The organism is Prosthecobacter sp. (assembly GCF_020439865.1).
Lineage (GTDB): Bacteria > Verrucomicrobiota > Verrucomicrobiia > Verrucomicrobiales > Verrucomicrobiaceae > Prosthecobacter.
Window position 1 is genome coordinate 1 of record NZ_JAGRPF010000185.1, and the last position, 26,941, is coordinate 26,941.

General features: G+C 59.9%; 20 protein-coding genes. 11 read left to right on the forward strand and 9 right to left on the reverse strand.

Annotation, left to right across the window (positions count from 1 at the left end; translation table 11 throughout):
* A partial coding sequence (locus KDL09_RS20735) for a hypothetical protein (RefSeq protein ID WP_294389371.1) occupies nucleotides 1–188 on the reverse strand: 188 nt, incomplete at its 3' end.
* 124 nt (nucleotides 189–312) lie between these two features.
* Between KDL09_RS20735 and KDL09_RS20740 the strand changes: the two genes are divergently transcribed.
* Entirely contained in the window at nucleotides 313–1,737 is a 1,425-nt protein-coding gene (locus KDL09_RS20740; RefSeq protein ID WP_294389373.1) for a sulfatase, read from the forward strand.
* A gap of 88 nt (nucleotides 1,738–1,825) precedes the next feature.
* On the opposite strand, the gene KDL09_RS20745 is transcribed toward KDL09_RS20740, so the two are convergent.
* Nucleotides 1,826–3,304 (reverse strand): glutamate synthase subunit beta, encoded by a 1,479-nt coding sequence (locus tag KDL09_RS20745; RefSeq protein ID WP_294389374.1) that lies wholly within the window; start codon nucleotides 3,302–3,304, stop codon nucleotides 1,826–1,828.
* A gap of 61 nt (nucleotides 3,305–3,365) precedes the next feature.
* A complete protein-coding gene (gene gltB / locus KDL09_RS20750) occupies nucleotides 3,366–7,952 on the reverse strand; it encodes a glutamate synthase large subunit (protein WP_294389376.1) in 4,587 nt (1,528 codons plus the stop codon).
* Nucleotides 7,953–8,124: 172 nt separating this feature from the next.
* On the opposite strand from gltB, the gene KDL09_RS20755 reads away from it, so the two are divergent.
* Nucleotides 8,125–8,982, forward strand: coding sequence for an MBL fold metallo-hydrolase (locus KDL09_RS20755; protein ID WP_294389378.1), 858 nt, complete (start codon nucleotides 8,125–8,127; stop codon nucleotides 8,980–8,982).
* Nucleotide 8,983: 1 nt separating this feature from the next.
* Entirely contained in the window at nucleotides 8,984–9,457 is a 474-nt protein-coding gene (locus KDL09_RS20760) for a hypothetical protein (RefSeq protein ID WP_294389380.1), read from the forward strand.
* Nucleotides 9,458–9,474: 17 nt separating this feature from the next.
* On the opposite strand, the gene KDL09_RS20765 is transcribed toward KDL09_RS20760, so the two are convergent.
* Together KDL09_RS20765 and rpsT are read right to left on the reverse strand one after the other, a co-directional pair.
* On the reverse strand, nucleotides 9,475–10,395 hold the full coding sequence (locus KDL09_RS20765; RefSeq protein WP_294389382.1) for an aldo/keto reductase: 921 nt from the start codon (nucleotides 10,393–10,395) through the stop codon (nucleotides 9,475–9,477).
* Nucleotides 10,396–10,491: 96 nt separating this feature from the next.
* The gene (rpsT, locus tag KDL09_RS20770) at nucleotides 10,492–10,758 is read right to left on the reverse strand and encodes a 30S ribosomal protein S20 (RefSeq protein WP_294389384.1); all 267 of its coding nucleotides are present in this window, start codon (nucleotides 10,756–10,758) and stop codon (nucleotides 10,492–10,494) included.
* A 136-nt stretch (nucleotides 10,759–10,894) separates the two neighbouring features.
* Between rpsT and KDL09_RS20775 the strand changes: the two genes are divergently transcribed.
* The gene (locus KDL09_RS20775; protein ID WP_294389386.1) at nucleotides 10,895–11,155 is read left to right on the forward strand and encodes a hypothetical protein; all 261 of its coding nucleotides are present in this window, start codon (nucleotides 10,895–10,897) and stop codon (nucleotides 11,153–11,155) included.
* A 1-nt stretch (nucleotide 11,156) separates the two neighbouring features.
* Here the strand turns inward: KDL09_RS20775 and KDL09_RS20780 are convergent, their stop codons facing one another.
* Nucleotides 11,157–11,606, reverse strand: a complete 450-nt coding sequence (locus KDL09_RS20780; RefSeq protein ID WP_294389387.1) for a SufE family protein — start codon at nucleotides 11,604–11,606, stop codon at nucleotides 11,157–11,159.
* Nucleotides 11,607–11,608: 2 nt separating this feature from the next.
* Nucleotides 11,609–12,544, reverse strand: coding sequence for a PmoA family protein (locus KDL09_RS20785; protein WP_294389390.1), 936 nt, complete (start codon nucleotides 12,542–12,544; stop codon nucleotides 11,609–11,611).
* Nucleotides 12,545–12,686: 142 nt separating this feature from the next.
* Here KDL09_RS20785 and KDL09_RS20790 point away from each other — a divergent pair, with 142 nt between their 5' ends.
* Complete coding sequence (locus KDL09_RS20790) at nucleotides 12,687–13,529, forward strand: TIM barrel protein (RefSeq protein WP_294389392.1); 843 nt, start codon at nucleotides 12,687–12,689, stop codon at nucleotides 13,527–13,529.
* A 177-nt stretch (nucleotides 13,530–13,706) separates the two neighbouring features.
* On the opposite strand, the gene KDL09_RS20795 is transcribed toward KDL09_RS20790, so the two are convergent.
* On the reverse strand, nucleotides 13,707–18,551 hold the full coding sequence (locus tag KDL09_RS20795) for a PVC-type heme-binding CxxCH protein (protein WP_294389394.1): 4,845 nt from the start codon (nucleotides 18,549–18,551) through the stop codon (nucleotides 13,707–13,709).
* Nucleotides 18,552–18,600: 49 nt separating this feature from the next.
* Entirely contained in the window at nucleotides 18,601–19,890 is a 1,290-nt protein-coding gene (hisS, locus tag KDL09_RS20800; RefSeq protein WP_294389396.1) for a histidine--tRNA ligase, read from the reverse strand.
* A 78-nt stretch (nucleotides 19,891–19,968) separates the two neighbouring features.
* On the opposite strand from hisS, the gene recF reads away from it, so the two are divergent.
* The 6 genes from recF to KDL09_RS20830 form a co-directional block, all read left to right on the forward strand.
* The gene (recF, locus tag KDL09_RS20805) at nucleotides 19,969–21,039 is read left to right on the forward strand and encodes a DNA replication and repair protein RecF (RefSeq protein WP_294389398.1); all 1,071 of its coding nucleotides are present in this window, start codon (nucleotides 19,969–19,971) and stop codon (nucleotides 21,037–21,039) included.
* 215 nt (nucleotides 21,040–21,254) lie between these two features.
* Nucleotides 21,255–22,286 (forward strand): rod shape-determining protein, encoded by a 1,032-nt coding sequence (locus KDL09_RS20810; protein WP_294389400.1) that lies wholly within the window; start codon nucleotides 21,255–21,257, stop codon nucleotides 22,284–22,286.
* Between the two features lie 79 nt (nucleotides 22,287–22,365).
* Nucleotides 22,366–23,211 (forward strand): rod shape-determining protein MreC, encoded by an 846-nt coding sequence (gene mreC / locus KDL09_RS20815; RefSeq protein WP_294389402.1) that lies wholly within the window; start codon nucleotides 22,366–22,368, stop codon nucleotides 23,209–23,211.
* A gap of 3 nt (nucleotides 23,212–23,214) precedes the next feature.
* The gene (locus KDL09_RS20820; RefSeq protein WP_294389404.1) at nucleotides 23,215–23,829 is read left to right on the forward strand and encodes a hypothetical protein; all 615 of its coding nucleotides are present in this window, start codon (nucleotides 23,215–23,217) and stop codon (nucleotides 23,827–23,829) included.
* On the forward strand, nucleotides 23,819–26,104 hold the full coding sequence (gene mrdA / locus KDL09_RS20825) for a penicillin-binding protein 2 (protein WP_294389406.1): 2,286 nt from the start codon (nucleotides 23,819–23,821) through the stop codon (nucleotides 26,102–26,104). Before KDL09_RS20820 ends, mrdA begins: the two co-directional genes overlap by 11 nt.
* A gap of 32 nt (nucleotides 26,105–26,136) precedes the next feature.
* Nucleotides 26,137–26,941, forward strand: an 805-nt coding sequence (locus KDL09_RS20830) for a ribonuclease E/G (protein WP_294389409.1), incomplete at its 3' end; no start/stop codon positions are given.

Consider the following 26,941-nt stretch of genomic DNA (forward strand, 5'->3'; position numbering starts at 1 on the left):
ACCTTCCGCGTCAGCCAGCGCCGCGTGCCGTCGTTCTGCGGCGCTCCTTTTTCATAGAGCACCCATTCGCCCTTGGCGCCTCGTTCGGTCAGCGAACGCTCGAATTGCTTTCCTCCGATCGCGATCTGGCCGTGCAGCACAGTGCTGCCGGCCAGGACGCTGAGGAGAATGATCAAACGCATCCACATGGAGACAATCGGGCCGTGATGATGCTCGTCCGGATTCGCCCTGCCAATGAAAAGCTGGAGTGTTTTTGTGTTAAGAAACTGGAATCACCGGCAGTTCATGGGCCAGCCAACCGGCCCTCCCACCATGAAACAACTGCTGTCCGTCCTGTGCGTCCTGTCTGCCGTCGCCACCCTCCACGCGGCGGATGCGAAGAAGCCAAATGTACTCTTCATTGCCATCGACGACCTGCGCGACTGGGTGGGTTACCTGCACCACAACGAGCAGACGAAAACGCCGAACATCGACCGTCTGGCGAAGATGGGCGTGGCGTTCACCCGCAGCTACTGCGCCGCGCCGGTCTGCAATCCGTCGCGTGCGGCGCTCATGAGCGGCATGCGGCCTTCCACGACGGGCGTTTACGACAACAATAACGACTGGCGCCTCGCCATCCCGATGGACAAGCCGCTGACCACAGCTTTCCGCAATGCGGGTTACTTTGTCTGCGGTTCGGGCAAGATCTACCACGAGTCCTACAAGCGCCGCGAGGAGTGGGATGACTACTTTGAGAACGAAGGCGGGGGCAAGGCGGAGAAACGCCTCTCGAAGAACGCGAAGGACGACGGCGTGGGCGGCATCAAGTTCGCGCCGCTTGATTGCGAGGACAGCGAACTCGCCGATTACAAGATCACCACCTACGGCATCGAGCAGCTCGGCAAGGCACACGACAAACCTTTCTTCCTCGCGGTGGGACTGCACAAGCCGCACATGCCCTGGAACGTGCCGCAGAAGTGGTATGACATGTTCCCCGCGGAAAGCATCAAGCTGCCGCCCTACAAGGAGGACGACCTCGCCGACATCCCGCCCTCTGGCGTGGCGATGGCGCGTCCTGACGGCGACCACAAGAACATCCTCGACGCCGGCCGCTGGAAGGAGGCGATCCAGGGCTATCTCGCCGCCACCGCCTACACGGACATGAACATTGGCCGCCTGCTCGACGCGTTCGACAAATCACCGCACAAGGACAACACGATCATCGTGTTTTGGTGCGACCACGGCTGGCACCTCGGCGAGAAGCATCACTGGCGCAAATTTGCCCTGTGGGAAGAGGCCACACGTGCGCCGTTGCTCTGGGTCGTGCCCGGATTGACGAAGCCCGGCGGCATTTGCGAACGCACGGTCGATTTCATGAGCATCTACCCCACGCTCACGGACCTCTGCGGCATTCCGAAGCCAGCGCACGTCGAAGGACCGAGCATCCGGCCGCTGCTCGCCGATCCCGTAGCCGCCTGGGACATTCCAGCGCTGACGACTTACAAGTTCAACAATCATGCCGTGCGCAGCGAAGGCTGGCGTCACATCCGCTACGCGAACGGTGATGAGGAACTCTACAACGAGGTCACCGACCCGAATGAATGGACGAACCTCGCCGGCGATCCGCAATACAACGGCACCAAGACGGAGCTCGCCAAGGCCATGCCGACTACCAATCATGAGGCCGTGGGCGGCGGTGAGGAGAAGAAGGAGCTGAAGCGGGAGAAGAAGAAAAAAGCAAAGGCGAAGGCGGAGTGATCAGGGTTCCTGTGTGAAACGCTGAAAAAGAAAAGCCCGGAGTCCTCTCGAACTCCGGGCTTTGAAGTTTAATCCCGATGGATTCGCCTCACGGAAGGCTCGTGGCACCCATGAGGAAGCGGTCGCACTCGCGGGCGGCGCCGCGGCCTTCGTTGAAGGCCCAGACGACAAGGGATTGACCACGACGGCAGTCACCACAGGCGAAGACGCCGGGGAGGCTGGTGGTGTATTTCTCGTGCTCGGCTTTCACGTTGCTGCGCGGGTCGCGCTCGACGCCGAGGGCGTCGAGGAGCGGCTGTTCAGGGCCGAGGAAGCCCATGGCGAGCAGGACGAGCTGCGCGGGGAGGACTTTTTCGGTTCCGGCGATCTTTTGCGGGCCGAAGTTGCCCTTCTCGTCCTTTTTCCACTCGACGTTGACGACGTGGACGGCCTTCACGTTGCCGTTTTCATCGCCCTCGAAGTGGGTGGCGGTGGTGAGGTAGACGCGAGGATCGTCGCCGAACTTGGCGGCGGCTTCTTCCTGGCCGTAGTCCATCTTGTAAGTCTTGGGCCATTCGGGCCACGGATTGTTCGCGGCGCGGGTGAGCGGCGGCTTGGCCATGATTTCAAGCTGCGTGACGGTGGTGCAGCCATGACGCACGCTGGTGCCGACGCAGTCGGTGCCGGTGTCACCGCCACCGATGATGACGACGTCTTTGCCATCGGCAGTGATGTATTTGCCACTCGGATCGAGCACGGCCTTGGTGTTCGCCGTGAGGAAGTCCATGGCGAAGTGGATGCCCTTCAGCTCGCGGCCGGGGATCGGAAGATCGCGCGGCTTGGTGGCGCCGGTGGCGAGAACGACGGCGTCGAAATCCTTGCGGAGCTGCTCGGCGGTAATGTCGGTGCCGACGTTGACGCCGCACTTGAAGGTGACGCCTTCGTCTTCGAGAAGCCTCACGCGGCGGAGGACGACTTCGTTCTTGTCGAGCTTCATGTTGGGGATGCCATACATGAGCAGGCCGCCGGGACGGTCGGCACGTTCGAAAACGGTGACGGTGTGGCCGGCCTTGTTGAGCTGGGCGGCGGCGCTGAGACCTGCAGGTCCGGAGCCGATGATGGCGACGGTTTTGCCGGTGCGCTTCTCGGGCGGCTGCGGGGTGACCCAGCCTTCTTCCCAGCCCTTGTCGATGATGCTGACCTCGATGTTCTTGATCGTGACCGGCGGTTCATGAATGCCGAGCACGCAGGAGCCTTCGCACGGGGCGGGGCAGACGCGGCCGGTGAACTCGGGGAAGTTGTTCGTCTTGTGCAGACGGTCGAGTGCCTCCTTCCACAGGCCGCGGAAGACGAGATCGTTCCACTCCGGGATGATGTTGTTGATCGGGCAGCCGCTGGCCATGCCGCTGATGAGCGTGCCGCTGTGGCAGAACGGGATGCCGCAGTCCATGCAGCGCGCGCCTTGGTTCTTGAGGCGGTCTTCGGGCAGGTAGAGGTGAAATTCCTTCCAATCCTTGATGCGCTCAAGAGGATCGCGGTCGGCGGGGATTTCGCGTTCGAATTCGATGAAGCCGGTTGGTTTTCCCATGGTCTCTGGTCTGTGAAAGAGTAATTATGAAGTGGTGCTTTGAGTGGCGGGGCTGCGGATTCTAACTGCCTCCGATACGGGCAGCATCCTTCGAGTTCGATTCGAAGGCGGCGATGAGGGCGTCGTCACCGGTGAGTCCGTCGTCCTTGGCCTTTTTGAGGGCCTTGAGCACGCGGGCGTAGTCGCGAGGCAGCACTTTGACGAACTGCTTCACGCTCTGCTCCCAGAGGGCGAGAACCTTGAAGGCTTTCTGGCTCTTGGTGAGATCGGCGTGCTTTTTGATGAGTTCGTAGAGGCTGTCGATTTCTTCCTTGTCTTCGAGCGGGACGAGGTCGGCCATGCTGGTGTTGCAATGGTTGGCAAAGTCACCCGCTTCATCCAGCACGTAGGCCACGCCACCGCTCATGCCTGCGGCGAAGTTGCGGCCCGTGGCACCGAGCACCACGACGCGTCCGCCGGTCATGTATTCGCACCCGTGGTCGCCCACGCCTTCGACAACCGTGTCCACGCCGGAGTTGCGAACGGCGAAACGCTCGCCGGCCATGCCGCGGAGGAAGAGTTCGCCGCTCGTCGCGCCGTACAGCGCGGTGTTGCCGGCGATGATGTTCTCTTCCGCGACGAAGTCGGAACCTTCCGGCGGATAGATGATGATGCGACCACCGCTGAGGCCCTTGCCGATGTAGTCGTTGCCGTCGCCTTCCAGTTCGAGGGTGACGCCCTTTGGCACAAAGGCGCCGAAGCTCTGGCCGGCGGTGCCTTTGAACTTGATGTGAACCGTGTCGTCCGGCAATCCGTGCCAGTGGCGCTTGGTGATCTCGTTGCCGAGGATCGTGCCGACGGTGCGGTTGACGTTGCGAATGGCCACCTCGGCAGTGACTTTTTCACCTTTCTCAATCGCCGGTTTGCACAGGTCGAGGAGCGTGGTGATGTCGAGCGAGCGGTCGATGCCGTGATCTTGAATTTCCGTGCAGAAGCGTCCGACTTCAGGGCCGACTTCAGGCTGGTAAAGCAGGTTGCTGAGATCGATGCCTTTCGCCTTCCAATGATCGACGGCGGCACGTGATTCGAGCACGTCCGTGCGGCCGACCATCTCTTCCAGCGTGCGGAAGCCGAGCTCGGCCATGAGTTCGCGCACTTCCTGGGCGATGAACTTCATGAAGTTCACAGCGTGATCCGGATCGCCGCTGAACTTGGCACGCAGTTCGGGGTTCTGCGTGGCGACGCCGACCGGGCAGGTGTTCAGATGGCAGACGCGCATCATGATGCAGCCCAGCGTGACGAGCGGAGCGGTGGCGAAACCGAATTCCTCGGCACCGAGCAGAGCTGCGATAACCACGTCGCGACCGGTCTTCATCTGGCCGTCTGCTTCGACGACGATGCGGCTGCGCAGGTTGTTCAAGACGAGCGTCTGGTGCGTTTCGGCAAGACCGAGTTCCCACGGCAGGCCCGCGTGCTTCACGGAGGTCTGCGGAGAGGCGCCGGTGCCACCGTCGAAACCGGAGATCAGCACGACGTCGGAGTGCGCTTTGGCCACACCGGCGGCGATGGTGCCGACGCCGACTTCGGAGACGAGCTTCACGCTGACGCGGGCTTCGCGGTTCGCGTTCTTCAAGTCATGGATGAGCTGCGCCAGGTCTTCGATGGAATAGATGTCATGGTGCGGAGGCGGCGAGATGAGACCGACACCCGGAGTCGAGTGACGCACCTTGGCGATCCAAGGATAGACCTTGCCGCCAGGAAGCTGACCGCCTTCACCGGGCTTCGCACCTTGAGCCATCTTGATCTGGATTTCACGGGCCTGCGAGAGGTAGAGGCTGGTGACGCCGAAACGACCGGACGCCACCTGCTTGATGGCGGAGTTCTTCGAATCGCCGCGTTCGTTGGTCCAGGTGAAGCGCTCAGGGTCCTCACCACCTTCACCGGTGTTAGACTTGCCGCCGATGCGGTTCATGGCGATGGCGAGCGATTCGTGCGCCTCCTTGGAGATGGAGCCGTAGCTCATCGCGCCCGTTTTGAAGCGCTTCATGATGGCTTCGATGCTTTCGACTTCTTCGATCGGCACCGGTGTGCGGGATTTGAACTCGAGAAGGCCGCGCAGCGTGTAGAACTGCTTCACCTGGGTGTTCACCAAGGTGCTGTACTGCTTGAAGGTGTCGTAGTTGCCGGTGCGAACCGCCTTTTGCAGCGTGTGAATGGTGAGAGGATTGAAGAGATGGGCTTCGCCCTCCTTGCGCCACTGATAGTCACCGCCCACGTCGAGCGCATGCACCTGTGAGTCGCGATCCGGGAAGCCGCGCATGTGGCGTTGGATGGCTTCTTCGGCGATGACCTTGATGTCGCTGCCTTCCACTCGGGTGGCGGTCCAGGTGAAGTACTTGTCCACCACGCTCTGACTGAGGCCGACGGCTTCAAAGATCTGCGCACCGCGATAGCTCTGCATCGTGGAGATGCCGATTTTCGAGGCGACTTTGATGACGCCCTTCGTGGCAGCCTTGATGTAGTTGTAGACGGCTTTCTGGTGATCCACGCCCACGAGCAGGCCCTGGCGGATCATGTCGTCGAGCGTTTCGAAGGCGAGGTAAGGATTGATCGCTCCGCAGCCGTAGCCGATGAGCGTGCAGAAGTGATGCACTTCGCGCGGTTCGCCGGACTCCAGCACGAGGTCGCACTGGGTGCGGGTGCCTTTGCGGATGAGGTGATGGTGCAGACCACCAACGGCCAGCAGTGCCGGGATGGCCGCCTTGTCGGCGCAGACACCGCGGTCGGAAAGGATGAGGATGTTCCAGCCTTGGGTGACGAGTTCGTCGGCCTTGGCGCAGATTCTCTCCATCGCCTTTTCCAAGCCGGCAGCGCCCTTCTTCGGGTCGAAGAGGATGTCGATGGTGGCGGACTTGAATTCCCCCTCCGCCACACCCTTGAGCTTGGCGAGATCTTCGTTGCTGAGGATCGGCGTCTTGAGTTCGATCAGATGGCAGCTTTCTGGCTTCGGATCAAGCAGGTTGCCTTCCGCGCCGATCGTGGTCACCGGCGAGGTGACGATCTCTTCGCGGATACAGTCGATCGGCGGGTTCGTCACCTGCGCGAAGAGCTGTTTGAAGTAGTCGTAGAGCAGCTTCGATTTGTTCGATAGCACGGCCAGCGGGATGTCCGTGCCCATGGAGCCGATGGCTTCCACGCCGTCTTTGCCCATGGGAACCATGAGCTTGCGCAGATCTTCAAAGCTGTAACCAAAGGCCTGCTGACGCTGCAGCATTGTTTCATGATCAGGTGGCGCGACGGGCTCGCCGTCCTTGATGTCGGCCAGCTTCACGAGGTGCTTGTCCAGCCACTCACGATAAGGCTTCTCGGCGGCGATCTTCGCCTTGATCTCATCGTCAGGCACGATGCGGCCTTCCTTCATGTTCACGATGAACATTTTGCCAGGCTGCAGACGGCCTTTGAGCTTTACATTCTCGGGTGCGACAGGCAGCACGCCGGCTTCCGAGGCCATGATGACGAGGTCGTCCTTGGTGACATAGTAACGGGATGGACGCAGTCCATTGCGGTCCAGTGTGGCGCCCATCATGGTGCCGTCCGTGAACGCGACCGAGGCTGGACCGTCCCAAGGTTCCATGAGGCAGGAATGGTATTCGTAGAAGGCCTTGCGCTCTTCATCCATCGTTTCGTGGCCGCTCCACGGCTCCGGAATCATCATCATCATCGCATGCGGCAGCGAGCGGCCGCCCATGACGAGCAGTTCAAGCACGTTGTCGAACATGGCGGAGTCCGAGCCGTTTTCGTTCACGATCGGGAAGATCTTCTTCACGTCGTCGAACAGCGGGCTGGCCAGCAGCGACTGGCGGGCCTTCATCCAGCTGATGTTGCCACGCAGCGTGTTGATTTCACCATTGTGAGCGATGTAGCGATAGGGGTGCGAGCGTTCCCAGCTCGGGAAAGTGTTCGTCGAGAAACGGGAGTGAACCAGCGCCAGAGCGGACTCCATGTCCGGATCCTGCAGGTCGAGGAAATACTGACCCACCTGCTCCGGCATGAGCATGCCTTTGAAGACGAGCGTGCGGGAAGAAAGGCTGCTGCAATACCAGAAATCGTCGATTTCGGCAGTGCGGATCGCCGTGACCGAACGCTTGCGGATGATGTAGAGCTGACGCTCAAAGGTCTGCTGATCGGGGCAGTCGGCGCCGCGTTCGATGAACGCCATGCGCATGAAAGGCTCGCTGGCCTTCGCCGTCGCGCCGATCATCGAATTATTCACCGGCACATCACGCCAGCCGAGGACTTTGAGGCCCTCTTCGGCGGCGGTTTTTTCAAAGGCTTTCGCGGCAGCGGCACGCTTGGCGGCATCCGGGGAGCAGTAGGCCATCGCCACGCCATAGTGGCCTTCTTTGGGCAGGGTCACGCCTTCTTTGGCGGCCACTTTGCGGAGGAACTTGTCCGGCACCTGCATCAGGATGCCCGCACCGTCTCCGGTGTTCTTCTCACTGCCCACCGCACCGCGATGGTCGAGATTGATCAGGATGGTCAGGCCCTGCTGCACGATGTCGTGCGAACGTTTACCCTTCATCTGACAAATGAACCCGACGCCACAAGCGTCGTGTTCGAACTGCGGATCATAGAGGCCTTGTTTTGGGGGGAGTCCGTGGTTTCTCATTTTTGCGTCAAAAAGGGGGCGGCATTTAGGCCATGCAGGGGAGTAAATCAACCAGCATTCTACCTGCCAAGCCGTCGCTTATTTTGAACTGGTGAAACATTCATTCGGGTTCGCTGGAGAGGCGGGGTTCATCCGCCTTGCATCTGTCCGGGCCTGCCGCTAAAACAGCCCCATGGTGCGTCTCACAATTCTTGGCAGCGGCAGTTCGGGGAACTGCGCCGTCATCTCGACGGAGCGCACCACTCTGCTGCTCGACGCCGGCCTGAGCGCGAAGCAGATCTGCCTTCGTTTGGACGCCTGCGGCTTCTCGCTCGACATGCTCGATGGCATCCTGCTGACTCACGAACATCAGGACCACACGGGCGGCATCGAAGTCTTGAGCCGAAAGCGGCCGGTGCCCCTGTTCTGCACCGCTTTGACCCAGGAGACGCTCGCCAGCAGCCTGGGTTTCAAAAAGCCGCCCGCCTGGCGGCTCATGACCACCGGCTCGGCCTTTGAGTTTCAGGATCTGCGCATTGAGTCCTTCCCCGTGCCGCATGACGCGGTCGATCCGGTCGGGTTCGTCATCGAGGATGAGGAATCCCGTCTCGGCGTGCTCAGCGATGTCGGTTTCGTGACCAATCTCATCAAGGATCGTCTCAGGAATTCTGACAGCCTCTTTATTGAGGCCAATTACGACACGCAACTGCTCGAAAACGACACCAAGCGTCCTTGGGCCACCAAACAGCGCATCAGCTCGCGTCATGGCCATCTTTCGAACGAACAGGCCGCGGAGCTCATCCGCGAAGTGGCTCACCCGGGCCTCAGCCATGTGGTGCTCGGTCACCTGAGCGATGATTGCAATGACCCCGCGGTCGCCTCACGTCACATCCGTCAGGCGCTGGATGCGGTCGGCGCCTCCGAGGCCCGTGTCATCTGCGCCGAGCGTCGCAAGCCGACGCCGACCATCGAAGTCGTGCGCCGCCGCAGCACGGGGGTGAGTTTCTGCGTGGCTTCATCGGATTCCGCCGGGCAGATGGCCCTGTTTTGACATGAACATCGGGCTCATTCTTCGCAGCCTGCTGGCGTTGCTTCTCATCGTGGGCCTGTGGCTCGCGTGGTGGATTTTCGGGCGTTCGCCGGAGGCGCAGGTGCGTGCGGCCCAGGCCAGTCTGATCGAGGCGGTCGAAGAACGGGATTGGGATGCGCTGGAGAAGCTCATCGCGCCGAACTACACCGACGCCTACGGACATAACCGTGAAGCGGCCCTGCAGGACGGGCGCAAATTTCTCAGCGGCTTTTTCACACTGACCCTGAAGACGGATCAAACCACGATCCGTGCCGCGAAAGGGCAGGGCATGGTGACCACGATGATCCGGCTCGAGGGCAATGGCGTCGGCTACAGCCAGATGATCCTGGGACATGTCAATCAGCTCACCGAGCCGTGGATCTTCCACTGGAGCAATCCCGGCCGCTGGCCTTGGGACTGGCAGGTGAACATGATTCACAACGACCAAGTCCGCTGATAGCGCAGTCGGGCGCTTTATGGCACGCCGTGCCCCTTCGCCGCCTCCCAAAGACCATACCAGTCCTCGCGGTCGAGCCGGATGTCGGCGGCTTTCACCACGGCCTTGATGCGTTCCAGCTTGTTTGTGCCGATGATCGGCAGCGGGCTGGACGGATGCGCCATGATCCAGGCATAGGCCAGCTGGTCGATCGTGGCACCGTCGTATTTCGCGGAGAGTTCTGCCGCCTTGGCTTGCAGGCGGATGGCGGCGGGATCGTCCTTCTTCATCAGACGGCCCTGTCCAAGCGGTGACCACGCCATGGGCAGGATGCGATGACGCTGGCACTGGTCCGCCGTGCCGTCGTAGATCGGGTCCATGTGCAGCAGGCTGAACTCGATTTGATTCGTCACCAAGGGCACATCCATGCGCGAGTTCAGCAGTTCAAACTGGTGCACGTTGTAGTTTGAAACGCCCGCGCTGCGGATCTTGCCGTCTTTGAGCAGCTTGTTCAGGCCCTCGGCAGTTTCATCGGCGCTGGTGAGCCAGTCAGGACGATGCACCAGCAGCAGGTCGATTTCATCGATGCCCATGAAGCGGAGAGACTTCTCCGCGCTTTTGATGATGCGGGCGGCTGTGACGTTGTAATGCGCCACCTTGCGCTCGGGGTGGAACTCGCAGGGAATGTAGATTCCGCACTTCGTCACGATCTCGATCTTTTCACGGAAGGAGGGATCGAGTTTCAGGGCGCCGCCGATGGCCTCTTCGACGTGGTAACCGCCGTAGATCTCCGCCGTGTCCAGCGTGGTGACGCCCAGATCGGCGCAGGCCTTGAAGCGGTTCAGCAGCGCCTGCGGCGTGCAGTTGGACTTGTCTGCTTCATCCAGAATGCGCCAGGTGCCATAGACGAGGCGTGAGAATTCCGGGCAGTTGGGGGCGATGCGGTGGCGGGTGATCATGAGCTGACATTTGCGGGCGATGGCCGATCCGACAAACAAAAAACGGCATCTCTCGCGAGATGCCGTTCGAAAATCGGGGACCGGACAGGCTTCCTCTTACTTGGTAAGGGCGCTGACCTTGACGGCAAGGCGGCTCTTCAGACGGGAGGAGGTGTTCTTCTTGAGAACCTTGGTCTTCGCGGCCTTGTCGGCGGCGGAGGCGAACTCGCTCAGGCTGGCTGCGGCTGCGGCAGCATCCTTCTTGTCCAATGCGGCGATCACCTTCTTGCGCAGGGTGCGGATGCGGCTTTTCACCGTCTGGTTGTGAGCGGTGCGAGCCGTCGTTTTGCGGATGTCTTTTTCTGCGGAGCGGATGTTGGCCATAAAAGGGGCGGGGGAAAGGGCCGCGAGAATAGGACGCCACCCCCGGCCTGTCAAACTGGAATCCTGCCCGTCTTCACCCCTCAGGTTTTGCTTGGCTCAGGCGGCCAAATCCGGTAGAACCTCGTCCATACCAGCCATGATCGAAGTCGAAATCTACGCCCCCGGCCTCCGTGCAGACAGCGCCATGCTTCAGCTCCGGAACCAGATGGATCAGTTTCCCCGGGTGCGTTACAAGGTCGATTCCCGCCACGACCTAGTTTATTTCGAGATCGACAAGCCCGGCGACCTCAGTCAGCAGGAGATCAACCAGATTTTCGATGCGATGAGCCTTGAAGCCCGCTTCGTCGGCCAGATTCCTGAAGAGTTGCGCACTGGGATGACCACCAAGCTGGCCTGAGTCAGCTCGGACGCTTCTCCAGCAGGGCTTGCGCCGCCTGCTTCATGCGGCCCAGTACATAATAGACCGTCTGGCTGCGCAGTCGCACCAGGTCCGCGCCGATGATGCGCGGCACAAAATCCTGTGGCACCGCGATCACCTCCTGCAGCGTGCAGCCGCTCAGGCCCCGGCAGAGAATTGTCGTCAACGCCCGCGTGAGTGTCTGCACCTTCGGGCCGAGGCTGACGGCAAAATGGACGCGCCCGTCGTTTTCGATCCGCACATGGATCCCGACAGTGTCCGTGCATTCGGCATCCTTGCGCACATCCTCCAGCGCATAGGATTCGCCCTCCTTCGGCGCGTGTGCCGCTGAGGCCGCCGCCAGATCGATCAAATTCTCCCGCCGCTCCGCTTCTGGGAGCGATTCAAAGAAGGTGATCAGTTCGCCCAGCGGAGCGGGGTAGTCAGGCATGCTTACTTCTTGGCCGGTTTTGGCCACAAATCCACCACCGGCAGCTCGATGAACTTCTGCCACTGCGCTTCACATTCCTTCTGTGTCGTCACACTGTCATGAACCCAGAGGGCGTAGCGCACGCGAAGTTTTTTCTCCTCGGTGACTTCCACCGGCGTGTCCAGGCTCAGGCAGCAGCCCATCCAGCCGTCGTTGCGCACGTGGAAGGCCGTCGGGTTGTGCGGATTCATCGGGTGGTTCATCAAAGTGATGCCGCCAAAGCCATCGGCGTCGTTCGTGATGCGCCCGCTGTAGTCGCACCAGCGTGCGGGTTTGCGGAAGATCTCCTCTTCATTGAGCTGGCCTTCCGAATTCAAGATGCGCCCGCCGCCGTCGTGCACGCCGATGCTCTTAGCCATTCGCACCGCGATCAAACCGAATCCGGTGGCGCCAAAGGTCGTCGTTTTGCCCTTCGGTGGTGTGAATTCCATGTCCACGATCATGAACCAGCTCTTCGAACCGTCGATCGGCCGGATTTCAGTTCGCCGCACCTCGACGAGTTGCACCGATTTGTCCTCCTCGCTGATCCAGCGGTTTACCATCCGCATCGAGGCAAACTCGTCCGTGTCTTCATAGCCTTCGCGCGACACCTCCACGTTCACAATGCGCCCCTGCTTCTTTGCGTAATCGCCCCAGAAGTCGAGGTCGTTCACCATGTTGTGCGTGACCCAGACGCTGTTGTGATGCGAATGCGTCAGCGGATCGTGCGGATGGCCCATGCGCGTCAGGCTCACGTCACGCGACGCACGGATCGGATAACAAAACGGCCGCATGTCCAGCGGATCGAAATGCATCGCCGTCAGTTCACGTCCGTCGAGTTGAAACGACGTGATGTGATGCGGCATCGGCACCGCCTGCACGAGCGGGATCGGTTTCGCCGTCGGCAGTTGTGCTGACACGAACACTGCTGAGGCAAAAAATAGGCAAAGAGCTTTCATCATCACTTCAAAACGCCCGCCCCCGGCCATTTTCCATTCTCAATTTTCCATTTTCAGTTCTTCCATTCTCTGACGCTCCCGCTACGCTCAGCGCCCTCAAACCATGAAGACAATCCTTCTTTCCCTCATCCTCACCGCATCCACCTTCGCGGCCACCATACCCGAAGCCGCCAAGGTCGGTGAATTTTTCGCTGGCTGCCAGGCCTACAGCTTCCGCATGTACAACGTGTTTGAAGCGATCGACAAAACCGCGCAGTGCGGCGGCAAGACGATCGAGTTCTATCCGGGACAGAAGTTCGACGACACCTCCAAGTGGGACCACAACGCCACGCCGGAAATGATCAACAAGGTGATGATGCACCTCGAAGCCAAAGGCCTCACCGCCGTCGGCTACGGAGTCGTCAAACTCGGCAAGGATGCAGCCGCCGACCGCAAGGTGTTCGAGTTCTGCAAAACGCTCGGCATCAGCATCGTCGTCACCGAACCTGACGTGGCCGGACTCGACGGCATCGAGGCGCTCGTGAAGGAGTTCGACATCAAGATGGCCATCCACAACCATCCCAAGCGCCCGCTCGATCGCGCCTACATGTTCTGGGATCCTGATTATGTGCTCGGCCTCGTCAAAGACCGCGATCCCCGCATGGGTTCCTGCGCCGACATCGGCCACTGGGTGCGCAGCGGTCTCGATCCCGTCGAGTGCGTCAAGAAGCTCAAAGGCCGCATCTTCGACAGCCACATGAAGGACCTCAATGAATTCGGCGACGTCAAGGCCCACGACCTTCCCTTCGGCCAGGGCAAGAGCAACATCGCCGGCGTCCTCGCCGAATACCATGCCCAGGGCTATCCCGGCCCGCTTCACTGCGAATACGAATACAACTGGGAGACCAGCGTTCCCGAAATCACCCAGTGCCTCGACTTCGTCCGCAACTGGAAGCCCGCAAAGTAATCCCAAAGCACAGTTCGATTCCCATCCAAGCGGCGACCAGTTCGGTCGCCGCTTTTTCATGCGCCTTGAAGGCCAACGGCCTTCCGTCATGCAGCCCAGGGTTGCGCGAAGCGCTACCCTGGGTCTTGCCGGTAAACATTCTCCTCTCTAGAGTGAACCCCAACGGGGTTCCGTCCATCACCGCGCCATCTTCAAATACGCGATCAGATCCGCCAGCGACTGCGGTGTCATCGCCGCTTCGAGCCCTTCGGGCATCAGGGAGATGCCTGCGCTCTTCAAGGAGGCCACATCGCTGCGCAGGACGGATTTGGTGATGTTTCCGGCCATCTTCAGCGTTAGGCTCGCGCTCGTTTCGGTGGCGATGACGCCGTAGAGCTGCTCGCCGCTCTTCAGGGTGCAGTGGTAGGCCATGAAACCGGGCTCGATGATCGCGCTGGGGTCGAGAATGGAGTTGAGGAGCTTTTCCGCGTCGTGCTGCGCCACGCTGCGCAGGTCCGGGCCGAGTTCGAGGCCCACGCCGTCGAGTTTGTGGCAACTGATGCACACACTCGCAAAAACCGTCTTCCCGCGTTTCGCATCGCCCGTCAGCTTCAGCGCCGGTTTGAACCTCTCCACCACCGCCGCCCGAGTGGCGCTCGTGGAGTCCGCAAAGACCTTCTCCGCGAGGTTGGCGATGTTTTTCTTCGGATGCTTCATCAACCGCGCCCGCGTCGCTGCGTCGGCGGATTTGGCTTCGGGCCGTTTCAGCAGCGCCAGCGTCCAGGCGTCGTTCGAGAGCAGCGTTTCGAGGATCTGCACACGCAGCGCCGGTGTGCGCTGGTCCCAGCCTTCGAGCAAAAACTGCTCGCCACCCTGCGGTTGCAGCTTCGAGACGAGCCGCAGCACCTCCGCGTTGCCCGTCTTTGCCCAAAGCTCCGGCAGCAGCGCCTTCACCCGTTCCCGGTGCTCGCGATCCCACGCCAGCAAGGCCAGCGACTCCATCGTCGTAGCCGTTTGGATCGAGTCCGCGGCCTGTGGCATTCTCGCCGCCATCTTTTCGACCACTTCACGCGCTTTGGCATCCGTGACCTGTTTCGCGAAAGCCGCCAGCGAGAGGTTTTTCTCGTCCAAAACGGCCAGAAGCTCCTCCAGGCCCTTTTGCGCATCCATCCGCGTCACGAGCGCCGCGATGGCTTTTTCGTTCTTCGCCGCCAAAGCGCAGCGCAGGAGCATCGCGAACGATTGGGTGTCCCCACGAACACAAACTCGCTCCAGATGCGGCAGCACCGAACTCAACGCCGCGCCTTGCAGCGGCGAACCCGGCTCCGCGCTGTTCAGCACCTCCGCGAGCAAATCTCCCGCCCACTCGAACTTCAATTCGCCGAGCGTGCAGGCCAATTGGAGGCGCACTTTGGCATCCTTGTCGATCACGAGCTTCGCCAGTGCTTTTTGGAGTGGCGACGATTCGTCGCCCTTCCATTGGAGCTTCTCGGCCATTTGGAGAGCTTGCTCGCAAACACGCGGGTTGTCCGAAGACAAAAGCTCCAAACAATACTTGGCCGACAGTTTTTCTAGCACCAGCATCGTCCACGCATCCTGAACAGTATCTTCGTCGCTGATGTTGGGGTTACTAAGTCTGTCAATGTCGTTCTCCCAAACGATGACCATTTGGCGTTTGTCGCGTTGCCATCCATTCAACATCCAGGATCCGGATTTCCTGGTCTTTTGCACTTCTGTGGTGGCGTTGATGTTAACCACCCGCCAAATCCTCCCCTTATCATCCCCTTCGCGATAATGCGGGAGAAGCTCCTCTTTGCCATTTTGCGGCAGCCACTGCGGGTGCTCGATCATGTAGCGATACATGTCGGCGACCCACAGCGCGCCGTCGGGGCCGGTGCGGACCATGACGGGGCGGCACCAGCGGTCTTCGCTGGCGAGGAAGTCCATCTTGGACTCGGCGGGATCGCGCACGGCTTTGAAGGTGACGCCATGTTCTTCGAGGATGTGATGCTGCACGACGTTGTGGAAGGGCTCGCAGGTGAAGGCGTGCGTTTTGCCGTCATTAAAGAGCACCTGATCGCGATACACCTCGATGCCGCAGGCGCTGGTGAAGCGACCGGCTTGGTCGAAGCTGTGGAAGCGCTTTTCCGCACTGCTGGCGGGATACACAGGCGGATTGCGCGGGAAGAGCTGATGGATCGGGTCCGGCGGGATGACGTGCGGATTGCGGCGCAGGTAGTGATCCTGCAAAACGTAGTGCCAGAGCGGAAAACTGTTCTGCACGCCGAACCAGTGGCCCCAGTCATCGCGGGCGCGACCGAATTGCGAGGGGCCGGTCTGTGGATCAAATTCGCCGGTGTCCGGCTTGAAGCGGAAATCGCGGCTGCCGAGGTCGATCTTCTCGCCGGTGAGCTTGCACTCGATCTGCGTGCCTTTGTTGTAGCCGCCGTGATGCGCGCCCGCGGCGCAATACACCCAGCCGTCCATGCCCCAGCGCAGGCCGTTCACGCGGAGCTGCTGATTGCCGGTGCTGAAGCCGGTGTAGAGCACCTTCTTCGTTCCATCGGGCGAAATGAAGAAGATGTCCGGTGCGGCGGTGACGATGACGCCTTCACGCCAGGTCAAGATGCCGGTGGGATAGCTCAAATCGCTGACGATGACGTGGCGCTTGTCGTAGCGGCCGTCGTGGTCGGTGTCCTCCAGTCGCACGACGCGTCCGCCGGCCTTGCCATTGCCATCCATGCCGAGTGGGTAGTCCGCCATCTCGATGACCCACAGGCGGCCCTGCTCATCCCAATCAAACGCGACCGGATCGAGCACCACCGGCTCCGCCGCGACGAGCTCGATGCGGTAACCGTCGCGCACATGCCACTTCTTCGCGGATTCGTCGGGGGAGATCGGCTGCGAGGAAAGATCCACCTTCGGTGCCAAGGGAGGCGCGATGCCGCTCGCAATGAAATGAGATGTCACTTCCGTGGCGGTGAGAACACGATCATAGAAAGAGACTTCGTCGATTTTGCCCTCGAAGTTGAACATGTTGTCGGAGCGACCGCCAAGGAACCACATGTCGTTCTGCATGTGAGTGATTGCGATTTCGCCATCTATCTCTGGTTGGCCGTCCAGATAGACTTTCACATGTTTTCCGGATCGGGTCATTATCACGTGATGCCATTGTTTGAGGCCCAGTTGTGTTTTGCCAGCGAGCAGTCCTTTTGACTGATTGCCGTTAAACAGGATTAGACGTCCTTCATGGGAGTGAGTGCCACCAATGCCCAGATGCTCACCAGGACACTCGTTGTCATTCTCGGGGCCACCGGAGAAAAAGTAGCCAGTTACAGCTCGCGTCTTGGTTGGCATGCCATTCCAAATCCACAGTTCGACCGAGTAGTCGCTCCACGATGAGTTGAATCCACGAACCCGGCCTCCTGCGAAGTGCGCCGCCCGATTGATGCCTTCGTTCGCAAATGCTTTTCCTGGAACCCCATCGAGGTAACGAGCCACTCCAGACTCGTAATCCGGCACCATGCCGTTCCAGTTTGTGGAAGGATGAAGCGAGTCTCCAGCGATCTCACTCATGCGCCAATAGGAGACTGGTTTTGATGCCAGAACAGCCAAGGGATAGTTTCCCGAAGCGTCTCCAAGCGGCCGCCGCGTTTTGTGGGTGACTTTCTCCAGTCCAGTGATGAGTGATTCGACAATCTTGGGTTCAGCCTGCACTTCAAGTCCGGCGGTTCTAGCCGGCCAGGTCGTGTAGCCGCCGAGTTCATGCTGCTCTGGCGGTGGAATGTAGCCTTCAGCCCCATTCGCCAACTCAATGTTGAAGTGCGTTTTGAACGGCGACTTCTCTCTCAACTTTAGCCCCGTGATCGCATACACCTCGTTAGGCAGCGTGGCGATGCTCAGATCGCCAATCCGTATCGCCTGGAGCTTCACGCTGGTCTTTTGACGCTCGTGCAGGATCAGCGCTTCTCTCGCATACACTTCCTCCTTGGTCTTCGGCAGGTCGTTTTCGATTTTCGCGACGATGGGACGGGCCCAGGCGAGGCGTTTTTCGTCAGGCGCGCGGTAGTTGAGCTCCAGCGTCTTCTCTATCATGCCGAGCGGGGCGTGATCGACATACTTTACGGTTTGCAGGGCCTTCATGGCGCTGTCGGCGACGGCTTCGGAGTAACCGTCGAGCGTGATGTCCTTTTTCTCCGCGCCGTAGTCCATCCACATCTGGTCGCCGCTGGTTCCCTGGCTCATGGCGCAGACGAAAGGGCCGTTGCCATCGCCTTGCTGGCCCATTTTCGCGGCGAGGTGTTTGCAGAAGAGGCCGAAGTAGTCGGCGGAGACCGGAGTGCTGCCGAAGTAGTGCTGCGAGTAGTTCGCGAGCACGCCCAGCGGCTTGCCATCGAGTGTTTGAAGTGAAATGACGCTGAGCTGAGGATCGACTGGACCGCTGGGGCCGACGACGTCCTTGCTGAGGTAGCCGGGGTGCATGTTCGCGCGGCCCGTAGGCTCGCCGAAGGGATCGACGACTTCCTTGCCGGGAAGTCGAATCCAGCGGCGGTTGTGCGTGTGCTCCCAGTCGTCGTAGCTGCCCCAGCCGATGCGGGCCGGTTGCAACGCCTTGTCGGCCGCCACGATGGCCTCGGCAATCTTGGGCGTGAGGAACTTGCCATATGCCGTGTCTTTGCTCGTGCCGAGGCAACCCATCGCCGCGGGCGCGGAGTGTGTGTGCGTGGCACTGACCATCATGCGGTCCACTGGGATGCCGCATTGCTTCGACGCGATGCCCTTGGCCTCGTCGATGAGTGACTGCTCCATCATGCACGTGTCCACGATGGCGAAGGCGATCTTCATCTTTCCGTCATCGAGCACGAAGCTGCGCACGAAGAGATGATCCGTGAGCTTGTCGCTCGTGCGCTCGGTGAACATGCCCGCGATGATGCGTGGGAACTCTTTGGGCGAGATGTCCACTGTGGCGACTCCGGCACGGAACACCGGCTGCGCATGCGCGGTGAATGCGGCGAGTCCAAAAATGAATAGGAGCGACTTCATGAGGTTGGTGCAAACCAACGCTCATCAACCGCGCATGCTTGCCCTGCGATCAGGCGATCAGCGGACCGATGGCCGGTTCGGCGAGCAGCTTTTGAACTTCGTCGACCAGACTGACCGCAGGCACGGAGGACTGCGAACGGGCGACGAGGTTCTTGATGACGACCTCGGGATATTCGGCGCCAAAGACAATCGCATAGCGTGCCTTGCGATCTTCCGCAGCTTGGAACTGCTTGCCGACTTTCTGCGATCCGAAGCTGTAGTCGATACGAATGCCGGCGGCTCGAAGCGATTGCACCGCCGCAAGCGCATGCGGACGCTGGGCTTCATCGGCGACGACAACGAATGCATCGATGCTGCTGGCGGCGAGGAGAGCTTCCGTGAGCTTCATTTGTGCGCCGGGCGTACGTTTGAGGAGAATGCCGAGCACGACGTCACCCATGGCGAAACCGGCGGCGGGCATGTCCACATTGCCATCGCTCATGAGCGCGCAGAGTTTGTCATAGGTGCCGCCGCCGGCGAGGGCGCGGAGGCCGTGCTTCAGATCGAAGACTTCGAAGACGACGCCCGTGTAGTAGGCGAGGCCGCGCACGATGGTGGCGTCGATGCGAATGAACTGCCACAGGCCGCGTGCGGTGAGGTTTTCACGCAGCGCGGTGAAGGCCGGGTGATTCTCGTCGGCGGAGGCCATGAACGCACGGACTTCGGCGGTGGTGAGTCCGATCTCGCCGAGCTTCTTTTCCGTCTCGTCGGGTTTCGCGCGCTCGATTTTGTCGATGATGCTCAGGAAGGCGGTGGTGTGATCTTCGGCGATGCTTTTTTCCGCGAGGAAGGCGCTCCAGATTTCACGGTTGCTGAGGCGGATGATGAAGTCATCGGCGCTGACGCCGAACTCGCGCATCGTGTCGATGGCGAGCGAGATGAGTTCGGCGGCGGTGGCAGGTGAGGAATCGCCGAGGATGTCAGCATTGAACTGAATGAACTCGCGGCCGCGGCCTTCCTGCGGCTCTTCGTAACGAAAGCAGGGGCCGATTTGAAACCACTTGATGGGCTTTTTGAAATCGCGCTGACGTGCGGTGGCCATGCGGGCGAGCGACGGCGTGACTTCTGGGCGCAGCGTGATCTCGCGATCAGCCTTGTCACGGAAGCAGTAGAGCTGCGCGGTGATTTCATTGCCGCTCTTTTTGCGAAACAGGTCGGTGCTTTCGACGATCGGAGCCTCATACTCCACGAAGCCGTAGCGACGTGCGACGGTGCGCCAGGTTTCAGTGATGTAGTTGCGCAACGCGCACTCCTCGGGGAAGAAGTCGCGAAAGCCTTTGACTGTGCGGAAGGAGGCCATAGAAGGGGCGTGATTCATCTTCATGCGCACCGTGAACGCAACCGGAAATGCGGCGTGGCGCAGAAGTGCACCGATTGCATGCTCTCCGACCTGTTTGTGCGTGATTTCCGCTGCTTCGCCGAGGCGAAGGTGGAGCTGCATCCCGATGTGACGCTGCTGGTGGGCCGCAATGCGCAGGGAAAAACTTCATTGATCGAGGCCGCGTGCATGCTGTTGCGTCTGCAGTCGCCACGCACGACGAATCGTGCAGAGCTGGTTAGGTTCGGCGCCTCGACCTGTCTCGTTGAGGCCGCATGGAATGGAAAGAGGATGCGCTATGCGCAGTCACCGACGACACGCCGTCTCGCACTGGACGGTACGACCTGCGGCAAATCCGCCGACTATCTTGCCGTGTCGGGAGTCGTTGTATGGATGGATCATCGTGACATGAATCTGCTGCGCGGAGGCGCGGAACATCGCCGGCGTTTTTTGGATTTCGCGGCGAGCCAGATGTTTCCCGATTACCTGCATGCGCTGCGTGGATATGAACGCGCGCTCCGAGGACGGAACTATGTTCTGAAACGCGATGCGGCGATCTCATGGAAGCAGGCGGATGCTTTCGCGCATGTGATGGATGGATTCGCCCAGGTGCTGTGGCAAAGACGCGCGGAGTTGTGTGCAGCGCTGCAATCTGAGGTGCAAATGGCGCATGCGAAACTAAGTGATGGCGCCGAAAATGTCGGCATCACGTTTCAGCGAACAAGTGATGAAGCAGCGGGTTTGTTCGATGCGCTGCTGACGGTGCGCGATGAAGAGGCGCGGAGTCGCTCGACGGCATTCGGACCGCATCGTGATGACATCGCGATGCAATTGAATGATCTCGATGCGACGACATTCGCGTCCGAAGGTCAGCAGAGATCTTTTGCCCTGGCGATGAAACTCGCGCAGGCGCAGGTGCTGGAGCATGCCTGTGGTTCGCCGCCTCTCATGCTGATCGATGACGTGTTTGGCGAACTGGACGCGCACCGGCGTCGCGCGTTGCTGGCGTGCCTGCCTGCCGGAACCCAGAAAATCATCACCACGACGAATTTGGACTGGGCCGACGCCGATCAGCTGGTTGGGATGGTGTTTCGGGTCGAACAGGCTGCGTTGAGCTGCGTCCAGAGGTGAAACTGTGGGTTTTGCGTCCCAAATCGCCCCAGAATGTTAATTCCAAGCTTCTTAGAAACATCCCTTGACGCATTTTCAGGCGGTTTTAGCTTTAATATGGGTCGGAATGTTGTGTGCCGCGTTGCTTTTCGTGATTCTCAAAACAGTTAGAATTCTCCGCTGCGCATCCAGATTCTGACGCCGAGTCTCACCAACAATTTTCCCATTTATTTTCAATGTTCGGCAAACTTTTCGGCTTCGTCGCCCAAGACATCGGCATCGATCTCGGCACGGCAAACACCCTCGTCTATGTAAAAGATCACGGCATCGTTCTCAGAGAACCCTCGGTGGTGGCGGTTAAAACCGGCACGAATGAAGTGGTGGCTGTGGGAGATGATGCCAAGCGCATGCTTGGTCGAACTCCTGGAGGCATCACGGCCATTCGTCCGTTGAAGGACGGTGTGATCGCCGACTTCCGTGTCACGGAAGCGATGTTGCGTCACTTCATTCGCAAGGTACAGGGCGGTGGGCGCAAGATGCGCGGTCCGCGCGTGGTCATTGCGGTGCCCTCGGGTATCACCGAAGTTGAGAAGCGTGCGGTGAAGGAAAGCGCGGAGCAGGCGGGTGCGCGTGAAGTTTATCTGATCGAAGAACCGATGGCTGCGGCGATCGGTGTCGGCCTGCCGGTGCAGGAGGCCGCAGGCAACATGATCGTCGACATCGGCGGGGGCACCACGGAGGTGGCGATCATCTCGCTCTCTGGAATCGTTTACAGCCGCAGTGTTCGTGTGGCCGGTGATGAGCTTGATGAAGCAATCATTAACTACATGAAGCGCGCCTACAATCTGATGATTGGTGAGCGCACGGCGGAAGAAATCAAACTGCGCATCGGTTCGGCCTTCCCGCTGGGCAAGGAAACCACAATGGAGGTCAAAGGCCGTGACATGGTCGCCGGTCTTCCCAAGACCATCACAATCACCAGCCAGGAAGTGCGTGAGGCGATGCTGGAGCCGCTCAACGCCATCATCGACGCGGTGCGGACGACTTTGGAGCGCTGCCCGCCGGAACTTTCAGCCGACCTTGTGGACCGTGGCATCATGCTTGCCGGCGGCGGCGCACTGCTGCGCGGCCTCGACAAATTGCTGCAGGAAGAAACCGCCCTTCCCGTACACGTGGCAGAAGATCCGCTCAGCGCCGTGGGCGAAGGCACCGGTCGGGTGCTCAGTGAACTCGAGTTCTTGCGCAAGGTGAGCACGACTGAAGTTTGATGACCAATCCGCGCTGTGCGGCGTCTGCTTGGAGGTATTTGCCTGAAGTGGAGCTGCCGGTCCGGAGGAAAGGCCAGACATGAAAAAGCTCAACATCCTCGCGCTTCTGATCTTCGTGGCTGGCCTTGTCGCGGTGTTCACCTTTGACACGGCAACGACGCGTCAGATCCAGGCGAAGGTGATGAGCCTTTTGTCGCCGTTTATTCACTCAAGCGCGGCCATTGAGCGCACAGCCGAGGATGCGATGGCGCCGCAGATCAATCCTGCTGAACTTAAGCGCGAAAACGACGAGCAACGGGTGCAATTGGAACGTCTGCGCATCATTCAGCAGAAGTACAACCAGATCATCGAGGAGAACGCGAAGCTGCGTCAACTGATCGAATTCAAACAGTCGGCACCGTTCAAAATGACGGCGGCGAAGGTGATCCGACGCAGCTCAAGCACCTGGTGGAACAGTCTGATCATCGACAAAGGATCGCTCGATGGAATTGGGACCGACAGTCCCGTGATCACCTCAGTGGGCCTTGTGGGAAAGACCTCCACGCTTGCTCCACACATGGCGAAAGTGATTCTGCTGACTGATGAAATGTGCTGTGTGTCGGCCAAAATCGAGGGGACGCTGGAGCAGGGCATTCTTGGTGGGGAACGTGCGGCGTTGGAAGTGCGCCCTGAGCTGCATCTGCGCTTTCTGAACCGCAACTCGAACATCAATGCAGGCGCCGGAGTGTATTCCACCGGTGAGGGCGGGGTGTTTCCCGCCGACCTGCTTTTGGGCCGGGTGAAGCGTTTTGAAAACCGGGAGATTTCCGGAGAGGCCGTCGTCGAACCGGCCGTAGATTTCTCGACCTTGGACTACGTTTTTGTCATTGAGATGCAGGCGGTGGAGCCCGCCTCGGAGCCGCCGCCCGCCAAAGCTGTGCCCTGACCCATGCTGTTTCATCCGATCTCCATCATTTTGCTGCTGCTCACCTTCATGGTGCAGGAGTTCATTCCTGGGCTGGAGATCGCCCAGTTCGCCACGCTGTTTTTGCCGGCGGTGTTCTTTTTCAGTGCCTCGGTGGCGGCGCCGTTTTCGATGATGCTGGTGCTGGCGTTCATCACAGGGCTGATTTGGGACGCACGCTATTTGCCAGGGGTCGCTGAGAGCCTTTCCGGTGTGGAGGATGTCTTCGGCACCGGGGCGGACGTTGAGCTAGGGGCGGGCAGCCACCCTCTGCCGTTCGGCCTTTCCATCGTGCTCTTTGGCATGCTGGGCACCCTGATGCAGGGCATCCGACCGCTGTTCAAGCGCGGACGCCTGGAACTTCCCGTGCTCATGGTAGGAGTGGCGACCTTCCTTTGGCTGCTCTCCCAATACCTGATCATCACGTTCCTGCGGGGCTCTTTGCAGTTTCCAGGTGGTGTGTGGACGAAGATGATCACCGACAGCATGCTTGCGATGCTTGTCTCTCCGCTCATCTTTCTGCTGCTCTACTCGCTTGCCCGCCTGTCGAGCTACGAAATCAAATACGAAGGCCTGAGGTACCGCTTCGATGGTCGTTAAATACCGCTTCCGACTCTACCTGTTCACCCTCGCCATGCTGTGTGGGTTCGGACTTCTCGTGTTCCGGCTGTGGTCGTTGCAGATTGATCGCCGTGAGGAGTTTGCCAGAATGATTCCCGGGGCGAAGAGGGAGCGTGCACGCATTCCCGGCCCACGGGGTGAAATCAAGGATCGCAACGGTGTCGTGCTCGCTACCAACAAAGCCAGTTTTGAGGTGCGCATCAACCTCGCCGAAGTGGTCTCGGAGTACAAACGAGTCGCCAAGATTCACAAGACCCCCTTGCCGGAGATCACGTTTGAGATTGTCGAGAGAGGCATCAAGCGGCAGAAGCCGGAACTCGATATTTACAAGGTTTTTGAAGAGACCATCACCGCACGGATGCTCGAAATGGGAGTTCACAAGGATTACTCGGTGGACTCCCTGCGCGTGCATTATCGCAGTTTCGGCGGTGCGGTGCCGTGGGTGTATCGCGATGACCTCACCTTCGCCGAATTCAGCCGTATTGCCGAGCACAACCTTGGTCTTCCCGGCGTCACAGTGGCCGAACGTGCTTCACGCGTGTATCCGCTCAAATCGGTCGCATGCCATATTCTGGGATATGTGCGTCTTCCTGATGATCAGCGTGCTTCCGCAGAAGATCGCAAGGGCTGGGACTACTATGTTCCAGATGACTTTGGAGGAGCCGGTGTGGAGAAGAGTTTCGACAGCTATCTGCGCGGCAAGCCCGGTGTGCGTGTCATGCAGCGTGACCAGCGCGGCCGGCCCGTGGGTGAGGTTGACGAGGAGTACGTGGAGCCGCGCAAGGGCAACGACGTGTATCTCTCGCTCGATGCCCGCATGCAGATCATCGCCGACAAGGCGTTGCGCGACGGAAAGGTCGGTCGTGGTGCCGTCGCAGTGATCGAGCCGAGTTCAGGCGAAGTTTTGGCGATGGTGTCTGTCCCATCGTTCGACCCCAATCAGTTTATTCCAAGCATTCAGCAGTCAGACTGGGACGCGCTGCTTACCAATAACACCGTTCCGCTTCTCAACCGGGCGGTGAAAGGGCATGTGCCAGGTTCAACTTTCAAAATCCCGATCTCGTTTGCCGGCTGCCTCGCAGGCATCAACATGAACCACTTCAACTGCAGCGGCAGCGTCACCTATGGCAACAAGGCGATGCAGTGCTGGATCCAGCGTCAGAGCGGCGGCTCTCATGGCTCTCTAGGGCTTAGTGACGCAATCAAGTATTCCTGCAACTGCTTCTTCTATCGCTATGGCAATGCGGCCGGGATTAGCAACATCACCAAGGTTTGCAAAATCCTTGGCATTGGGACCAGGACTGGAATCGAGCTCGAAGACGAAAGCCCCGGGATTCTGCCAAATCCTGACTGGCTGCGTGCCAACCACCCCAATGAACGCTGGAGTGACGGCGCCACTGCAAACACCTCCATCGGGCAGGGATACGTTCTCGCCTCCCCGCTGCAGATGGCTTCCGTCGCCGCGACTGTGGCAAACGGTGGCAAAGCGTGGAGCCCTCATCTGCTCAAACGTGTGATGGACCATGATAAGGTGGTGCTGGACAACCCGCCCAGCCTTCGGGGTGATTTGTCTGCCAGCGTGAAGCCGGAGGAGATCGAAGTCATTCGCAAGGGCATGTGGAAGGTCGTCAACGATCCTTCTGGAACCGGCAAGGGTGCCCGTATCACGGGAGTGGAGGTGGCCGGCAAGACCGGTACTGCGCAGAACTGGCGCCGTGATTCCCGTGGTGTCAAACTCGACGACAATCACACGTGGTTCATCTGCTTCGCCCCGTATCAGAATCCCAAGTTCGCCGTCTGTGTGCTCGTGCAAAACGGCAAATCCGGCGGCGGCTGCGCGGCGCCGGTCGCTCGTCGCGTGCTCGAACAATGTCTGGCCTTGGACAACGGATCGTTCAACGTTGCTGCTGAGGCCCTGCCTCCCGCCGAAGGTCATTTCAATCATATTCCATCCGTCCAATACGCTGACGCTGCAGTGCCAGAGGCACTCGGCGCGGATGAGGATGGTGACGTGGGCGTGGGTGCGCCTTCGGCAGAACCGGATGATGACCAGGCGCCGCGTGTGAATACGACGCCCAACATCAAACGGAAGGCTGATTCAGCGGGATCAGCGGGAAGCAGCTCCGGACAGAATGTGCCCAAGGCCGTGCCAGTGCGCAGGGTCGGTATCTTCAACCGGGGAGGCTCCCAGGAAACCAAACCATCCGAACCCGCTCCTAGCGGCGGCGGATTTTTTCGCAGGCTCTTTCGCTGAAGAGCCGCACCATTTCAGGGAGACTTCACATCATGGCATTGACCTTCGTTCAGAGAATCAAAGAACTGCTTACAGGGAAGCGCGACATCAAGAGCGGTGTCCGGCTCGTCATCAACTGCGAAAAGCTTGAGAACCGTGTGGCGCTGCTCGACAAGGGCGTCGTCGAGGAATACAACATCGAGCGTGTTGGCACCAACAGCCTCATCGGCAGTGTCTTCAAGGGTCGCATTCGCAACATTGAACAAGGGCTCAAGGCCATGTTCATCGACATCGGCTTCGACAAAAACGCCTTCCTACATTTCTGGGACGCCATTCCAGCCGCACTTGATGCCGGTCTGGAAGAGATCAATCGCGGCGGCAGTAAAAAGAAAAAGCGTATTGAGGCCAAGGACATTCCGTCCCTCTATCCCGTGGGATCCGAAATCATGGTTCAGGTCACCAAAGGCCCGGTGGGGAACAAGGGGCCGCGTGTCACCACCAACATCTCTCTCGCAGGCCGTCTTCTCGTCCTGATGCCGCTCAATGACACCTGCGGTATCTCCCGCAAGATCGAAGATCCGAAGGAGCGTGCGCGTCTCCGCCGCATCATTGAAAAGATCACCCTTCCTGAGGGCATGGGCATCATTCTGCGCACCGAGGCTTCGGGCAAACGTGCACGTCACATTGTCCGTGATTTGAACATCCTGCTCGACGAGTGGGACCAGATCGTCGCCAAGCGCGATGGACAGGCCGCCCCGGTCTGCTGCTTTCAGGAGCCTGATCTCGTCGAGCGCACCGTGCGCGATTTCCTCACCGAAGATATCGATGAAGTGGCCTGCGATGATCAGCCAACCGTCG